Annotated in this window: 13 protein-coding genes and 1 pseudogene; 2 read left to right on the top strand and 12 right to left on the bottom strand. The window is 42.7% G+C overall.

Features of this window, described 5'->3' with window-relative positions:
* Positions 1-159: 159 nt before the first annotated feature.
* The 9 genes and pseudogenes from MUG87_RS11160 to MUG87_RS19700 form a co-directional block, all read right to left on the bottom strand.
* Positions 160-297 carry a hypothetical protein gene (locus MUG87_RS11160; RefSeq protein ID WP_247082094.1) on the bottom strand — a complete coding sequence of 46 codons (138 nt, stop codon included), beginning with the start codon at positions 295-297 and terminating at the stop codon, positions 160-162.
* A gap of 149 nt (positions 298-446) precedes the next feature.
* The gene (locus MUG87_RS11165; RefSeq protein WP_247082096.1) at positions 447-1,118 is read right to left on the bottom strand and encodes a YknW family membrane protein; all 672 of its coding nucleotides are present in this window, start codon (positions 1,116-1,118) and stop codon (positions 447-449) included.
* A gap of 19 nt (positions 1,119-1,137) precedes the next feature.
* Entirely contained in the window at positions 1,138-2,337 is a 1,200-nt protein-coding gene (locus MUG87_RS11170) for an ABC transporter permease (protein ID WP_247082098.1), read from the bottom strand.
* Positions 2,334-3,014 carry an ABC transporter ATP-binding protein gene (locus MUG87_RS11175; protein WP_247082100.1) on the bottom strand — a complete coding sequence of 227 codons (681 nt, stop codon included), beginning with the start codon at positions 3,012-3,014 and terminating at the stop codon, positions 2,334-2,336. The genes MUG87_RS11170 and MUG87_RS11175 overlap by 4 nt, the downstream gene beginning before the upstream one ends.
* On the bottom strand, positions 3,007-4,167 hold the full coding sequence (locus tag MUG87_RS11180; RefSeq protein WP_247082102.1) for an efflux RND transporter periplasmic adaptor subunit: 1,161 nt from the start codon (positions 4,165-4,167) through the stop codon (positions 3,007-3,009). Before MUG87_RS11180 ends, MUG87_RS11175 begins: the two co-directional genes overlap by 8 nt.
* A 127-nt stretch (positions 4,168-4,294) precedes the next feature.
* On the bottom strand, positions 4,295-5,986 hold the full coding sequence (locus MUG87_RS11185) for a sensor domain-containing protein (protein ID WP_247082104.1): 1,692 nt from the start codon (positions 5,984-5,986) through the stop codon (positions 4,295-4,297).
* A 380-nt stretch (positions 5,987-6,366) separates the two neighbouring features.
* On the bottom strand, positions 6,367-7,224 hold the full coding sequence (locus MUG87_RS11190) for an NAD-dependent epimerase/dehydratase family protein (protein ID WP_247082106.1): 858 nt from the start codon (positions 7,222-7,224) through the stop codon (positions 6,367-6,369).
* Between the two features lie 77 nt (positions 7,225-7,301).
* Positions 7,302-8,333: a UDP-glucose 4-epimerase GalE gene (gene galE / locus MUG87_RS11195; protein ID WP_247082108.1), complete on the bottom strand. Its 1,032-nt coding sequence runs from the start codon at positions 8,331-8,333 to the stop codon at positions 7,302-7,304.
* 28 nt (positions 8,334-8,361) lie between these two features.
* Positions 8,362-8,661, bottom strand: a pseudogene (locus MUG87_RS19700) (EAL domain-containing protein); the annotation flags it as partial.
* A gap of 180 nt (positions 8,662-8,841) precedes the next feature.
* Here MUG87_RS19700 and MUG87_RS11200 point away from each other — a divergent pair.
* The gene (locus MUG87_RS11200; RefSeq protein ID WP_247082115.1) at positions 8,842-9,294 is read left to right on the top strand and encodes a competence protein ComK; all 453 of its coding nucleotides are present in this window, start codon (positions 8,842-8,844) and stop codon (positions 9,292-9,294) included.
* 2 nt (positions 9,295-9,296) lie between these two features.
* Here MUG87_RS11200 and MUG87_RS11205 read toward each other — a convergent pair whose 3' ends face one another.
* Positions 9,297-9,761 carry a sigma-70 family RNA polymerase sigma factor gene (locus tag MUG87_RS11205; protein ID WP_247082117.1) on the bottom strand — a complete coding sequence of 155 codons (465 nt, stop codon included), beginning with the start codon at positions 9,759-9,761 and terminating at the stop codon, positions 9,297-9,299.
* A gap of 353 nt (positions 9,762-10,114) precedes the next feature.
* Between MUG87_RS11205 and MUG87_RS11210 the strand changes: the two genes are divergently transcribed.
* Positions 10,115-10,420, top strand: coding sequence for a hypothetical protein (locus tag MUG87_RS11210; protein WP_247082119.1), 306 nt, complete (start codon positions 10,115-10,117; stop codon positions 10,418-10,420).
* 23 nt (positions 10,421-10,443) lie between these two features.
* On the opposite strand, the gene MUG87_RS11215 is transcribed toward MUG87_RS11210, so the two are convergent.
* Together MUG87_RS11215 and MUG87_RS11220 are read right to left on the bottom strand one after the other, a co-directional pair.
* The gene (locus tag MUG87_RS11215; protein WP_247082121.1) at positions 10,444-11,382 is read right to left on the bottom strand and encodes a methyl-accepting chemotaxis protein; all 939 of its coding nucleotides are present in this window, start codon (positions 11,380-11,382) and stop codon (positions 10,444-10,446) included.
* Between the two features lie 500 nt (positions 11,383-11,882).
* A complete protein-coding gene (locus MUG87_RS11220) occupies positions 11,883-16,088 on the bottom strand; it encodes a phosphodiester glycosidase family protein (RefSeq protein WP_247082123.1) in 4,206 nt (1,401 codons plus the stop codon).
* Between the last annotated feature and the right edge of the window lie 288 nt (positions 16,089-16,376).

Genomic DNA, 16,376 nt, shown 5'->3' on the forward strand with positions numbered 1-16,376 from the left:
TATGTAACTTTTATCTATCTTTCATAGTAGAAACCATAGTCATGCAAGTCAATATTTTCCATATATTATAATATCAAGAATAAACGTTTGTAATAACCGCTCATCTAACGAACAAATCAGTTCTTATTAATAAGAACTGATTTGTCTACAGAACCGCTCTTATGGCGTCATTTGTGTTAGTTTCGAAACTTGTTCTTTAAAGTGAACATTACCCGTTGCGATTGTAGTAATTGTCGCAATTACAATTACACCAGCTAAAATAGCCTGTAGCATTCTTTTTCTCTTTTGCTTAATCACATATATCCCTCTTTCTTTTATTCTTTAAGGAGAACATAACGATTCATTAATTTCTATTTTCATATTAACAGATGTGATAAATTTTGGCAAAGTGTTTTGTTCTCCAAATCGAACAAAAAAAGACATCTTCCGAAGAAGATGCCTTTTCATTACATTTGTGTAAAGATAGATTCCAATGTTGATCCCACGTATGTTACTGCAGCAGAAATGCTTGTAGAGATTACGAAAAGAGTTACAACAAAAGCGATTGCTTTATTTTTAGAAAATCCGCCAACAATTTGTAAACCTAGCACAAGCAATACATAATTCCAAATAGTAAACACCTCGATAGAGCCGGCAATGCTGTGTGCAATTGTACCTGACTCAAACAATGGTGCCAAGCTTGTATAAGAGACCTGATCTCCCCCAATTATCGCCATTAGTACTACATTAACCGCTTGCCCTAGCACGCCAATAATGCCAGTAAATACAAGAATAAGTAAAAGCTTTTTGTATGAAATGCTTTCACCAAAAAGCAAAGCAAGTATTTTATAAAGGGCGGCAACTACAAATAGTACGATATATCCCCCAACTAATCCTCCTACAAAAGCAAAAATCATGGTAGTAGTTGGGCTTGGCTCAGGAAATCCTTCCAGCTGCTCTGCAGTTGGTAGAAATTGCGTTGTCACAGCTGCCAAAATTGCCAGTAGCAACATAACCATAAACATTGGCAAGCCGACCTTTGTTTTGTCTTTCATTCTCTCAAACTGTAAGGTTGGTGAAGCAATCATACCAAATAAGGATGGTTTTTGCTGCGGTTGTACGTTTGTTTCTAATTCCATGTTCATCTCTCCCTCTCTTTTATTCATATCGTAGTGCTTCAATCGGATCAAGCTTCGCTGCTTTATTTGCAGGAATCAATCCGAAAATGATACCCAATGTCATGGAGAACAATACGCCTCCGAATACAACTTGACCTGAGACAAGCGGCGGCCATTTCGCAAATGTGGATACGATATACGCTCCGCCAACACCAAGACCAATACCGATGATGCCACCAAGCAAAGTAAGCATCATCGCTTCAATTAAAAATTGAAGTAGGATCTTTCCTCTTGTCGCACCAAGCGCTTTTCGAATACCAATTTCTCGTGTTCTCTCCGTAACGGATACAAGCATAATATTCATTACACCTATACCGCCAACAAGCAAGGAAATACCGGCAATACCGCCAATGATGGACGTCATGATAGTCGTTACCTTTGAGATACCTTTTTTGATTTCTTCCAGGTTTTGCACCTCATATTTTCCTTCGAGCTCATCTGATTTATTAAAGTTTAATACATCTACCGCCTTTTGTCCTGCTGTTTCCATTAAATCTGGTGATTTCGCCTGAAGTGTTACAGATTGAATTTCGTCACTACCATACATAACCGGCCAGATGGATAACGGCAGCAACATATAAGGAAAGCCCAAACCAAAAAATTCGTCATTTCCTTTGTAAACCCCAATAATTTCAAACGGCTGCATTTTAATTTCAATAATTTTACCGACCGGATTTTCCTCGCCATATAATTCTTTTGCAGCTTGTTCATTGAGCATCACAACATTATTTGCTTGTGCAAAATCACTGCCGGTTAAACTTCTTCCTTTTGTCACCTTAATCTTATTAATAGCAAAATAATCCTCAGTAATGCCTGTAATTTGGACAGATGAGGTATTTTCATTGTGTTCTAGCTGCTCAAATGAGGAATTTACCGGAATCACATACTTTACTTCGGGAACACTTTGAATTTGAAACAAGGAATCTTGCGTAAAGGTTGGGGCTGTATATTCAACCATCGCAAACATACTGTCGTCTTTCGGCTTGAACTGAAGACTGATGGTATTGTTACCGTCACCTACAATTTGTGATTTCAAAGCAGCCTCCCCGCCTTGCCCGATTGCGACAACAGTAATGATAGAGCCAACCCCGATAATAATACCAAGCATTGTCAAAGCGGAGCGAAGCTTATGTGCCCAAATGGAGGAAAAGGCAATTTTGATGCTGTCCCAAAGCGTCATATCACCATCCTCCGATCTTGAATCACTTCACCATCTTTAATATAGATGCGCCGTTTCGTATAGGCTGCAACTTCTTCCTCGTGCGTAACCATGATTACAGTTGTACCTTCTTCGTTTAATTTGGTAAAAATGTTCATAATTTGCTCGCCGGATTTGGAATCAAGCGCTCCTGTTGGCTCATCAGCGAGAATAAAGGTTGGATTGTTCGCAATAGCGCGGGCAATGGCGACGCGTTGCTTTTGTCCACCTGACAATTGGTTCGGTAAATGCCCCACACGATCAGCGAGACCCACTTTATCTAGCGCCTCTAGCGCCCGTTCACGGCGCTCCTTTTTCTTCAAACCACCATAAACGAGAGGCAGCTCTACATTTTCAACAGCCGATAAGCGCGGCAATAAGTGAAAATGTTGAAATACAAATCCAATATATTGATTACGAAGCAGTGCTAAATGCTTTTCATCTGCAGTCAATACGTTCACATCATTTAATATGTACTCACCCTTTGTCGGGCGGTCCAAGCAACCTATGATATTCATAATCGTAGATTTTCCAGAACCAGACGGACCCATAATTGCGACAAATTCACCACTTTCAATGGAAATATTGATATTATGCAGAACAGGGACAGCTAACGCACCTTGCGCATACGATTTGTATACCTGCTTGAGCTCAATCATTGCCCTTCACTTCCATTCCTTCACTCACATTTTTGGCAGGTTTTTTAACCACCCTCTGACCGGCTGTTACACCTTCCAAAATTTCAATCCATTCCCCGTCGCTTATCCCAGTCGTTACGGTTTGTTTTTTTAGCTTATTTCCCTCTACAAGAAATACATATGGCTCCTCTGCATCTTCCTTCACACTGCTTCGTGGCACAGCCAACATGGTTTTTGCTTCTAACTCTACCTGCAACGAAACGTGGTAACCCGGTGATAAACCATCCTGAGAATCTAGCAGCGCTTTATAAGGATAGTAGGATACCATTTGCGCAGGTTGCCCTCCGCCGGCTAGCTGTCCGGAATCAGCACTTGTTGGATATTCACTTACCTCGATAATTTTCCCCGTCCATTTTTTATCGGATACAGCTTTAGCTGATACGGTCACTTTTTGATCTTTTACGATCTGACCTTTTTGCAGTTCTGTTAAGGTTCCTTGTATTTGATACGGGTCTTTGGACGCGATTTGCATCAACGCCTTTGGCTGTCCCATACCTTGTGCCTGTGTGGCGTCTTTATCAAGCTTTTGAATAATACCGTCGATACTGCTGTACACAATGAGCTCACTTTGGCGATTTGCCAATTCTTGTGCCTGTAGCTTATTTTTTTCGATTTCCAGCTCTATTGTTTTTTGCTGAAATTCAAGTTCTGCCAGCTGCGCGTTTAGCGGCTCACGCATCGCTGCATCCGTTGCTTTTTGGATATCTTTCTTTAAGGAAGCAATTTTATCCTTGCCTTGCTCATAGCGCATAGCTGTCATTTTCTTTTCTAACTCAATCTGCTTCACTTGTAGTGAAAGCTCAGAGCTTTCGTAAGAAAATAGCTTCTGTCCTTTTGTAACCACATCTCCTTCATTTACAAAAATTTCAGAAACCTTACCTTTTGCTACATCTACATATACATTTTCAATGCTACCTGGTACTACTTGTCCTGAAATTAATTTGGTGCTCTGAATGGTTCTCTCTGTTACCTTTTCAAACTGTAATGCTTCTGCCGGACTTTTTTTCCCTTTTACGAGCGCAATATTAATTCCAGCAACCAACATGACCGCAGCAACAACTCCGGCAATAATCCACTTCTTCCTCTTCGGCTTCTGTACCAGTTCTGCTTGCATGACAGCTCTCCTTTTCTATTTATATACTATTATTATAAAATTTTTCCAAAACAAAACAACTCTTGATTTTTTCAAGGTTTTATGATAAGTTCTTTAGAACCTAAAAAAGAGCTGAAATACAGCTCTTTTATATTTTGCTAAATTGAAAATCATTACGCCCTTTTTCTTTTACTTGATACAACGCTTCGTCTGCTCGGCGCATCAAGGTTTCTGCATCCGTTCCATCATAAGGATATAACGCGATTCCCATAGACACAGTAGCAATGATGTGTTGATTTTTATATTGAAAAGGTTGCTGAAATGCTTCTACAATGCGATTTGCAATGTTTGTCATGCCTTCTTTGGTTATCTTAGGAATAAGAAGCACAAATTCATCACCGCCCAGGCGAGCAGGCAAATCTGATGTTCTGACTACACTGTTAAGACGTCGACCCACTTCAATTAGAAAAGTATCTCCGCCCTCATGAGAAAATACATCATTGATTTGTTTAAAATTATCAAAATCTAAATAACAAAGCGCAAATGGTTGTCCGCGTTCCAGAAAATAATGCAGACGTTCTTCAAAAGCGCGGCGATTTGCAATTCCTGTTAACGGATCAAAGAATGCCAACTCTTTGAGTTGCGCCTCATATTGCTTCCGCTCACGAATATCCTTTGTTGATACGACAATGTGATCAAATTCAGGAATTGGGATAAACCGGGCTTCAATCCACACCCATTCCTTTTCCTTTGCTTGTACACGATATTCTAAAATCGTCGGTGTATGAGCATGTAACACACTAGCAATCCCATTTTGCACACGCGCCAAGTCTTCTTGATGGATCCCATGATAAAAATGAGACTGCACAACCTCTTCCGGCGCATATCCGAGCACAGTACGAATTGCAGGTGAGGCGTACGTTGTGACAAGTTCCTTAGATACAGTTAAGATATAGTCGTTTGAATGCTCCGCAATGATTCGATAGCGATATTCACTCTCACGCAGCGCTTGCTCATATTGTTGCTTCACGGTCATATCGCGCATTACACCAGATAACATCACAACCTTCCCAGCTTCGTCGCGAATAGGTGATAATGTCAAGCTGACCGGTACATGCGTCCCATCTTTTCGTACGACAGCTGTCTCGACATCGCGCACAACATGACCGGATGTAGCTCGTTTTACATAAGAGATTCGTTCTTCTTCTGCCAGCAGCAATTTACCAGCAAACTTTTTACCATACAACTCTTTTTCAGACATCTCAAACAGCTCTTCGAAAGCAGGGTTCACCTGTAAAATTTTTCGGTCCAAATCCATGATATACATCGGGTCGGCCGAGTTTGTAAAAAAAGCTTCTAGCTTTTCTTTTGCCTCTAGCATTTTGCGTTCTGTTTCACGCTTTTGTGTAACGTCTCGAATGATAAAGCGCATGCCGTACATATCTTGATATATTGCTTCTTGGCAAACAATTTCTGTCATTATACGCTCGCCATTTAAACGTATCATTTCTGTTTCAAAAAAGCGAACATACCCGCGATTGTTTTGGTCTCGAAAATTCTTCCATGCCAACTTCCACTGCGATGGACTAATTAACTCAAATACGTTCTTACCGAGCAGCTCGTTTTTGCTTGTTGCCCCTAACAACTGAACAGTCGCTTCATTTACGTATACAATCGTTTGTCCGACTTGAAAGGCAATCGGATCTGTGTTCATTTCCATCATTTCATAATATTGTTGCTCGCTGCGGCTACGTTGTGTCTGTTTTCTGCTATGTTGACGCCATATATAAACACACCAAATCCCAAGCAATACGAACAGGATTTCTTGTAAGTAACTCATATATCCCCCTAACTAACGGAATCCGCATCTTAATCTTACTATATAACGAGAGTAATAATAAAGAAAAAGCTACATAAAACGACAAACATTGCACATGAAAAATTTTCTACATTTATATGTATATAAAGAAGCATAATGGGACATCCTACTATCAGGGCTTTCCCACCCTATAAAATTTATTGCAAGTGAAACCATGCTCTCCCCCCTAGAGCATGGTTTTCTCATTTCTAGCGCGCTACACACCAACTTCCTTCTTGTCTATCGACCGAATTTGGACTTCCTATCGGCCGAATCTAACTTCTATCGGCCAATCTCACTCTTCTATCCGCCGATTTCTACCTCCTATCGAGTAAAAAAAGCCTCGACGTTTGTCGAGGCTTTCAATATACAAGATTTCGTTCGTAACCGTTTGGGTGAAGCATGTGCCAGCGTAGTGCTGAATAGATTATTTCCTCGAGAGACTGCCATGCTCGAGCTGAAGGAAGGGCTTGTAGCACACTCTTTTCATAGGAAATATCAGGTCGTAGCCCTAAGCTTCGGCAGACTGCAACAATATCACCGATTGCGAATGTATGACCATAGATTTCATGATGGATTGGTTCTTTTCCCTCCAGCAGTCGTTCTGCGCAAAGAACGTGCTTCTTTGCAACATCGGCTACATGTGCATATGCGCCTTCGAATCCCGGATGTAAGAGGAGCTTCTCGTTTGGCCGTAAGCTGTGCTTGAGGAGAAGCGGTATGAGATGTGCTTCCGGTTCATGATCTTCACCGAGATACTCGGTGGCTCCTGCAATGTGACAAGCGCGCACTGTAGTTGAGCGCAGCTTAAATGCGGCAAGAAGGTTCCGTATCATCATTTGTTCTTGCTGATACATTTGCTGCACCACCGGCAGCCCCGTCATATAAGATGCCTCTGACAATACAAGGTCCTCGATGCCATATTCCTTCATTTTATAAAGCAATACCTGCATACGCTCCGGCATGTGGCGAACTTCCTTCGTTTCATCAGGATGACCCATTGCTACATGAATCACAACATCAACGCTGTAGCGGGAAAACACGCGCTCCAAGTCATGCGCGTTTCCGAAATCTCCCTTTTCAAACACTGCCCTATTACTTACACTAACACGGTGACCCGTTGACAAGTTATCCAGCACTACTACGCGGTGCCCGCGATCAATGCAGGCCTTCACGATGTGACTGCCTACATAGCCGGCACCGCCTATTACTACAATCATGTCGCTTCCACCCGCTATTCTAGAGATTTTTCACCATTATAATACACAAATAGACGAAATTGGAAGTGTTTTGTCATTTATTGCTGCGTAACCGTTTCACCAAGCTCATAGCCGTTTGGATTTTGTGCTTGCCAATTCCATGAATCGGCACACATATCATGCAGGCTTTTCTTTGCTGTCCAGCCCAGCTCCTTTTCGGCCTTTTCCGGATTTGCATAGCATACGGCTACATCACCAGGACGGCGATCTACCAACTGATAAGGAATAGCTTGTCCAGTCGCTTTTTCAAATGCATGCACCATATCCAGGACACTATAGCCAACACCCGTACCTAAGTTATAAGCTTCTACACCTGTTTCCTTCAATACTTTTTCAAGCGCTTTTAAATGACCCTGCGCTAAATCGACGACATGAATATAGTCACGTACACCCGTACCATCATGTGTGTCATAATCATTGCCAAACACGCCAAGTTCCGACCGTTTACCAACAGCCACCTGCGTGATGAATGGCATTAAATTGTTAGGAATCCCATTTGGATCTTCCCCAATTCTGCCGCTGTGATGTGCACCGACAGGATTGAAGTAACGCAGCAGCGCGATGCCGAGCGTGGAATCCGCTGTATGCATATCACGCAACACTTCTTCAATCATGAGCTTTGTCCGGCCATATGGATTTGTAGCACTAAGCGGGAAATCCTCTGAAATTGGTACTCTATCAGGCATGCCATATACAGTTGCCGATGAGCTAAATACCAATTTCTTTACATCAAATTGCTTCATCACATCGCAAAGGACAAGCGTTCCTGTAATATTATTATGATAGTAGTAAAGCGGCTTTGCTACCGATTCTCCAACTGCCTTTAAGCCAGCAAAATGAATAACTGCCTCAATATCATGCTTTTGAAATACCTCTGCAAGAGCATCGCGATTTAGCAAATCCACATCGTAAAACGGAAATGTTTTTTCAGTTAGTTCCATCACACGTTGCAACGCTTCAGGTTTACTGTTGGAGAAATTATCTACAACGACAATCTCATAGCCTGCTTCTAATAATTCCACACATGTGTGCGTGCCGATATATCCGGCCCCTCCTGTGACTAATATCATTGTCTCGTCTCCTTTTACTCCCTAGTCTTTACCAGTATATCATATTATACCAATTGTCCCTGAAGCAATAGCTGCTGCACGGTTTCAAGTGGTAGCGGCTTGGAAAAATAGTAGCCTTGTGCGTCTTCACAGCCCATCTCTTGCAAAATATGTAGTTGGTCTTGTGTTTACCTTCTGTCGTAATTTTAATATCAAGGTGATTCGCCATAGAGATAATAGCTGCTACAATGGCTGGATCATACGAATCCTTACCTAAATACTGCACAAAGCCCAGATTAATTTTTAAACGCTGAAAGCGCAATTGTTTTAAATGACTGAAAGAATGATAACATGCACCAAATTATGTAAATCCATTTTCTCACCAAAAAATCTCTACTGATTTACGGCATCTTCTAACAAAATAATACATAATTTTACAATAAATATATAAAATCTTAAAGTACGATTTAACATAAGGAAATCCTTACCTTTTATAATAGTGATATATCGATATGGAGGAGGTTTTTTGATGGATTATATGATTGGCCCAACGACTTTGGCTATGTTACCTATTGCTGATATGGTATATCAGACTAAGATTTTAGATCGAAGTGGTACCTATTATTCTAAGCATACGTGCCGAGATTTGTTGAATGCCGCATGTTTACGAAGCGGTGCAAGCTACCGAGGAAAGCGCGATGCGATTCGTTCGCTGCTGAACCTGAAGCAAAATGTTCCCATTCCGCTCTGCTTTAAACAAGGCATCTGCGCGATTCCTTCGGGCTCACCGCAAAGGTGGGAGTGCGTGTGGTATTTTTATGCTCATATTAAGGATTTTCGTCACCAGGACAAACAAACTCTCCTAATCTTCCACAACCACGAATCTCTTCTCATCAATTGCAGCGTTTACCAAACACAGCAGCAAATTATGCGCGCCGGTCACATCTTATCAAGCTTTCAGCTTTTGCAGCAGGAAACGTAGGCCTACCTACTTTCCTGCTCTCGCATCGCCTTCATCGCGCGCCGATATAAGTAGCGTGCCTGATTTTGATTTAATTCCATATTTGCAGCAATCTCGCCAATGCTAAAGCCGTATACAAACTTATCTACAATCACCTGGCGCTCTCTATCTTCCAAACACGACACATAAGAGTCGATTCCTTCCTCCTGTACGTATACCGGGTCGCGGCTTGCCTCTAAATTTACAAAACGCTGTTCCAATCGCTTTTCGCGGTGCAATTCCAGAAGTAGATACCCTCGTACTGTACGCAGTGCATATGCGGAAAAGTTGCCTTTTCCCTCTTCATATCGTTCATACGCATACCAAAGCCCAATGACGCCGCACTGATAATACATGTCGTAATCCTTATACAGTGAAAGCTTTTTCATCTGATTGATAATCATTTTCTCATACAGCTGCAAAGCTTCCTCAAACGTGGCCGGTTTCATGGTACGATCCCCTTTAAAAAGGCGCGCCTTTCTTCATATTCCGCGGTACCCTTACCTTATCTCACAATCTCACTTCTTTCACGTCGCCCTATTTCAGAAGCGCAGTACTTTCCTTCAAATAACAGATGCTCTTACGTCTTCTTACGTACACGATATTTAAAATAACAACATTCATACTATAAATTTTTCTCTTTTTACCTGTATGGTTCTTTCCATTCCTTCTAGTCATCTTGATAAAACGGACTAGAATGAAAAATAACAAACTAGTAGCCAAAAACGCTTTTTTTACAAAAAAAACCACACATATTATCATAGATTTATGATCGTAAATCTATAAAAGAGGTGAAAAAATCATGCATTTTACCGAGCAGCCGTTTGTGATTTATAGTTTGTACGAGCAATTAGAAGAAATTATTTTTAAAAAAGAGGATCCAACAATCGCTTTATTTTTGTTTTCACATGTCAATCCTGACCGCACCTGCACGTTAGCTATGTATAATGCAAATTGGAACAGTAAAACAAAGGAGCACACGCTCGCCTCTACATACAAACTCTTTCATTTTGCTAATAAAGAGGAGATGCTTCGGTATATTCAAATCTTTAAGGGCAGACGTTGGTTTACGCCAATCACCTCTGGCGACAATGGGCGATTGCAGTGAAAAAGAGGACAGCATGGCTGTCCTCACTTTTCTACTTGATTCACTAATGTTTTTGCTTGTACATCCAACTGTGCTGCTGCATTGCCAATCGCGACAAATGCTGCGACCGCCTCCTGCATCTTCGTTTGACTTTCGGCAATAGCTGCTTCAGAGCGTGCTGTAGATGTGCCCATCTGTGCGACATGATTTGTAATATCCTCTACATTGCCCTGCACCTGTTGATTGGCTTCCTGCACACGATTCGCAAGATTGCGGACCTCGTTTGCCACCACTGCAAAACCGCGGCCGTGCACGCCGGCATGCGCTGCTTCGATCGCCGCGTTCAGCGCCAACAAGTTTGTTTGCGCAGCGATGTCACCAATCGTTTTTACCATACCGCGAATCGCTTCAGCCTGTGATGTAAGCATCTGCAAAATTGCTGCGCTTTCGTTTGTCTCCGCAACCACCTTAGCAATTGCACTCTCAATTTCTTGACTACATGCAACGCCTTTTTCAGCCCGCTCTTTCAAGCTTTCCGCCATCAACTGCAGCTCATTTGTGACATGATTCATGCTGTTTTCACGATCGGTAATATCAGTTGCGACCTTAATCACAGCCTCGACCTGACCATTCTCTGTCAGCACCGGCATATAGGTTGCTTCTAGCCAAATGATGCGGCCGCTCTTTGTAACGCGTTGAATCTTCTCTTGAAATGACTTTCCCGTACGCAGGCTGCGCCAAAAGCTTTCATAGGAAAAGCTGTTCGCAAATTCAGGTAAACAAAACTGCCGATGATGTAAGCCTGGCAGCTCCTGTACACTATACTCCATGGTCCGCGCAAAGTTTTCATTGGACCAAAGCACCTGTCCGTGCGGGTTAAACTCAATCATCGCCAGCGCTTGCTCTAACGCCGCTAATACGGCATTTTTTTTTAACACCTGTGTGCTTACTGGTGCACACTTAGATACGTATGTACTATTCACAACCAATCCCCTTTTGTATGTAATTTACGTAATAGCGTACAATAAAAACGCTACAACGAACACCATAGCACATGGCACCCTTATGTAGATTATTATGCTTATATATTATTTTAATTGTATTTTTATATTATTGCAATTTTACATAATTTATTTTTTATAAGGTTCTATGGAGGTTCTGTTCCTTTTTGGAGAACAGGCTTTTCCCTACAGCCGTGCATTTATATTACCAAGTCAGCTGCTTGACTATCACAAAGATATCAATCCCATCAGATCATTTTTCCTCAGCAAACAAAACACGTGATGATACACAAGACACCGGTTACCATTGAGAGCGCTAGCTCCATAGGGCACATCTCCGCTTAAACAAACGTTTGATTAACCTTGTATCTCTTTGATGTTTTTCCCGCCTAAATAAGCAAGGTTTAAATTGTAACGCATTTCCATCTACTTGTTTTACAGACGACGAAAAGCCACTCCGCCAAGTAGCGGAGCGACCTTTGTTATTTCTTTGGCAGTACAATTAACGGGAAGGTTCCTGTTCTGCCCTGAAATTCATATGAAATGACGGCTGTTCCTGGCTTTCTAGTCTTTACAAAGCCAATCGAATTGACGTCAGCAATGGATGGATCGCTGGAGCTCCACTCGAATTCACCGGAGCGCACTGCAAACTGTGTGCCATACATATCTGTGACTGTTGTTTGGAAAAACACCACGTCACCTTGCGTAATCGTATCCTTATGCGGTGTCACCGAAATAGAAACCGGCTTGATAGAACTCGGCTGCACGACCTCTATTGTAATCGTTGTCGACTTTCCGCCGCTTTCTGCGGTAATCTTTGTTTTTCCCTGCTTATGCGCTGTTACTTGGCCATTCTCATCAATAGAAGCAACCCTCGGATTACTCGACTTCCATGTCACATCTACTGCTTCAAACTGTGAAATTGGCAGAATATAGTTAGATGATACTTCACGGAAATCACCGAATAAATTCAACTGCCGCTTCGCTCCGTCCGCCAGCTTGAGCGTGCCCGTGCGATCAAGCGCTTCATCCAGAATACGTACATTAGATACAAACGGATTGAAATGATATTCCATTCCTTTGGACGTTACCTCTATTTCACCTGTGCCGTGCATATTGCCGACCGCATTGCTCACGTAGCCTTTTGCTGCGGCATTTCCGGTCACTGTATAGGTTACGCCGTCCTTCTCCCACTGATCTAACACATGCAGATGACCAAACACAACATCTATATCCACATCAGGATGTGCCGCTTTATAGTTACCAAGAATGGTTTCAAACCTTGCCGCATCTTCTGTATCAAGCTCATGCAGTGTGCCGAAGCGATCTTTTGTTGTATTGTGCGTGACAACCAGCACATTTTTCTGCTTGTTTTGTGCAAGCACCTGTTCTAAATAAGCAAACTGTGTACTATCTGATGTGGTGATACTTTGTCCAAATGACGTATTCAAGCCAATTACAAGCGTATTGCCATACGTTAAGTGGTACGTCGGGGAACCGAATGTATTCATATATTCATTTAGATTACCCTGGAACGATTCATGATTGCCGGGTACCGTTAAAAATGGTTTGCTGCCAAGCAATCCAATATCCTGCTTTACCTGCGCCCACTCAGCAGCTGAGGACTGGTCTACCATATCGCCCATATGAATAATAAAATCGCTATCATCCTGTGCGGCACGCATGAAAATTGGCTTTGCAAATTCAGATACATGCGTGTCAGGAATTAATGTGATGTTAAAACGGTCTTTTCGTTTTGGCTGCGGCAATGCCTCCACTTGAAACGTACGCTGCAGCGGTTCTAGCGCATTGCCTTTTTTATCTTTAGCCTGTACGGTAAACGTATAAGACCCATTTGGTAATGCTTCCTGTGCAAATGTATAGCCCCAGCCTGTTTGCTCATCATAGGTAACCGGATGGATTTTGCCATCAATGGCAACACGAATTGATGATGCGTCGATTCCGCTTTTTTCGTCCGTCAGCTTAAATGTGATGCGCGGCGTTGCTGTCTTTTCCCTCGCTGTTGCCGTTGGCGTTACACTAGTTATTACCGGCTTTTCCGTATCTTCACTCAAGTCTACCTGAATTGTTTTTGTAAGAGCTGGCACCGCTACATTGCCCGCAAAGTCGCGCGCTTCCACGGTAACTGTATGCGTTCCTTCCGTAAGTCCTTTCAAGGAATAGCTGACCTTGCCTGTTGCAGCATCATAGGCTGGTGTTACTTTTGCGCCGTCTACCATCATCTGAATAGATGATGCATCTACACCCGTTTTATCATCCCGCAGTACGGCAGAAAATTCTACATCTTGGGAATAAACTGCGCTTTTCTCCGGTTTTATACTTGTAAAAGTCGGTCCAATCATATCCTCTTCGTTTGTATACACAAAACGGATGTCATCAAAGTAGATCGCACCTTTATAGTTCGGATTGCCTTGATTCGTTTTATCTACCTCTACCGCATAAATTTGTGAAACCTTAAGCGGCAATGTCCAAGATGGATCAATTGGTGCCTCTACATACTTCCAGCCAATCCAATCAACGCGCGGCGCGAGGTTGATTGTTTTGTTAGCGTTGCTGCCATCCTTAATAATGGCGCGCAGCCACGGTGCTTTGCCATCTCCATACACCCACATGCCGATCGTTTTTGGCATGATGTTGGTGCTTAAGTCGCCCTTTGGAATCATATACATTGCGCCGTTTCCAGTCGTCCAGCCGCCATAATTGTAATCGAGCTTGAGACTCTTGCTGCCGCTTTTTGCAATATCGTTTGCAATGGAAATATCATAGCTTTTAACAAAGTTTTTATTCGTTGTGTACTGTGAAATATCGCCGTGTTCAAAGTCATCAAGCTTGATATCCTTCAATCCAAGCATAAGCGGAATCTGTTTTTCTATCTCTCCGACCTTAAGCGTTACTGTTGCGGTTGTGCCAGCTATGATGTCGGAATTGACGATAAGTGTACCATCCTTAGAAAGCGTGCCCACTTCCTTATCAATTGACCAAGTTGCGGCGTTTCCATCAATGACAACCTGCTTCCCGTCTTTCATGGCAGTGAACGCGAATGTTTTCATTTGACCTGGCTGCAGAACGACCGTCCCCTGATCTTTGAGCGTAATGCTGTCAACCTGATCCACAACCTCCACATCCGCTTTTCCTTCTACACCATCAACAAGCGCACTTACTGTACCACTTCCTGCTGCAGAAGGTGCTGTAAAAGAACCATCCTGTGCAATGGTGCCAAAGCTTGCCTTCCAAGACACCGGACGTACAGCTGATGATAGCGGGTTGCCGTTGGCGTCAGTTGCTCGATAAGAGAAGGTATAAGATGCGCCCTTATACATCGTAATAGGCTTATCAATGATTACCTCACCAACGTCACCAGTTCTTGCTGCTAGGTTTACAAACAGCAATGCATTCGTAACGGGGCGAGAATTGCCATCAGATGGATGATTTGCCGTCACAAGCGTACTTGTTCCCTTCAGACGCGTCACCATTTCAGTTGAACCGCCGCCATCTAAGTTAACCGCTGCTACCGCACCCGCTTCCTTCATGATGGTCGCCAGCTCCGGTAAGCTCACGCCCGTACTGTCTGCGAATTGTGCACTACCTTTATCAATTGTTACGGCAATCACCTTATGATCCTTTGTAATACCAATCGCTGTTCGGGCGTTGCGCTGCGTCACAAACGACTGTCCATAATCAGCAATCAGCTTGTCCGTGCTGACCTCAGTGCCATTTTGTACAATCCAGCTGTGCGAGCCTGTTGCTTCCTGCACGCCATTAGCAAGCTGCCGATTCTCTCCTTTATATATGTTCCACTGAAACGAAAGCTTGTTGCCGGCCTTTAGATGCGTCCGAATCCAGTCCGCCTTGCTTCCATAACCGGCTATCACAATCGCATCCTCGGGAATATCGATTTGTTCCATCTTGTCATATACGTTTTCAATCGTTCCCCCGTAGATATCACCGGCCTTTAGATGCGTGGCATTCTTTACCCCTCTCACAACTGCCATCGCGCCGTTTGCCAAATACGGAATATTCGTGTTATATGTAAGTTTTTTCTTTTGATTCAGCAATTGATTGTAAGCGACGATTTTATTGTCGCTATTTTCATTGCGATTCATCATATCAAGCTGGATGGTTTCACTGCCTGCAGTTAGCGTACCTTCTACAGAGACAGAGTCAATGAAAGGTTTGTTAGTTGCATCAATCCCAAACACCGGGAACTTTCGAATGGCTTCAGCATCACAATTATTAATAAGGAGGTTTCCGTCTTTGATTTGTGTGGTCATATTAATACCGGTGGTCATGCTGAACATATCCGCATTGGTCGCCGCTACGACATCATGACCTTTGAACATCTCCCGTTTGGCCTGTGACGGCACAGAATCCATCGCTACCACCGCATCCAAAGCCTTTGACGTCATCATCTTCACATTTGGATTTTGCAGGTCTGCTTCAATGATATTGATGCGCTGCTTCACACCGGACTCCGATTTAAAGTTGGTAATTTGCTTCTCTGTATGAACAATCCCCTGTGACAGCATCTCTTGCTTTAAAATATCAATTTTCTCCTCCATAAAAGCCTGCGACATCGTCTGTGCATATGTGACAGGCATGGTTGGCGCTGTTTGTGCAAACAATGCCATCGCTGCCAAACCAACCGCCAAATGCTTTCTCTTCTTCATGAATACCAGTCCCCTCACTTGTGATGAATTAGCTGTAACGAGTCTTATAGTATACGAGTTGTATAGACTACGTATGAAATGCGCGTAAATAACATGTAAATCATTCGGGGAAATTGGCGAATTCCCTTTATGAATCTGTAAATAAATCCCTAATTATCACACTCCCTTTCCCCTGTCAATTGTGACAATTTAGTTGCTTTTCCACCTGTTCCTGCCGAATTTTTTTTAAATATTTGTCGAATTTTTTTACGAAAACAGAAAATGACGCACTTCATCCCAGCTTACAAT

The organism is Ectobacillus sp. JY-23, assembly GCF_023022965.1.
Lineage (GTDB): Bacteria > Bacillota > Bacilli > Bacillales > Bacillaceae_G > Ectobacillus.

What these genes read in the sequence shown, in the direction of transcription:
- MUG87_RS11175 (WP_247082100.1), bottom strand. Translation starts at nt 3,014, where the DNA reads ATGATTGAGCTCAAGCAGGTATACAAATCGTATGCGCAAGGTGCGTTA.
- MUG87_RS11200 (WP_247082115.1), top strand. Translation starts at nt 8,842, where the DNA reads ATGGATTATATGATTGGCCCAACGACTTTGGCTATGTTACCTATTGCT.
- galE (WP_247082108.1), bottom strand. Translation starts at nt 8,333, where the DNA reads ATGATATTAGTCACAGGAGGGGCCGGATATATCGGCACGCACACATGT.
- MUG87_RS11220 (WP_247082123.1), bottom strand. Translation starts at nt 16,088, where the DNA reads ATGAAGAAGAGAAAGCATTTGGCGGTTGGTTTGGCAGCGATGGCATTG.
- MUG87_RS11210 (WP_247082119.1), top strand. Translation starts at nt 10,115, where the DNA reads ATGCATTTTACCGAGCAGCCGTTTGTGATTTATAGTTTGTACGAGCAA.
- MUG87_RS11165 (WP_247082096.1), bottom strand. Translation starts at nt 1,118, where the DNA reads ATGGAATTAGAAACAAACGTACAACCGCAGCAAAAACCATCCTTATTT.
- MUG87_RS11190 (WP_247082106.1), bottom strand. Translation starts at nt 7,224, where the DNA reads ATGATTGTAGTAATAGGCGGTGCCGGCTATGTAGGCAGTCACATCGTG.
- MUG87_RS11185 (WP_247082104.1), bottom strand. Translation starts at nt 5,986, where the DNA reads ATGAGTTACTTACAAGAAATCCTGTTCGTATTGCTTGGGATTTGGTGT.
- MUG87_RS11180 (WP_247082102.1), bottom strand. Translation starts at nt 4,167, where the DNA reads ATGCAAGCAGAACTGGTACAGAAGCCGAAGAGGAAGAAGTGGATTATT.
- MUG87_RS11170 (WP_247082098.1), bottom strand. Translation starts at nt 2,337, where the DNA reads ATGACGCTTTGGGACAGCATCAAAATTGCCTTTTCCTCCATTTGGGCA.
- MUG87_RS11205 (WP_247082117.1), bottom strand. Translation starts at nt 9,761, where the DNA reads ATGAAACCGGCCACGTTTGAGGAAGCTTTGCAGCTGTATGAGAAAATG.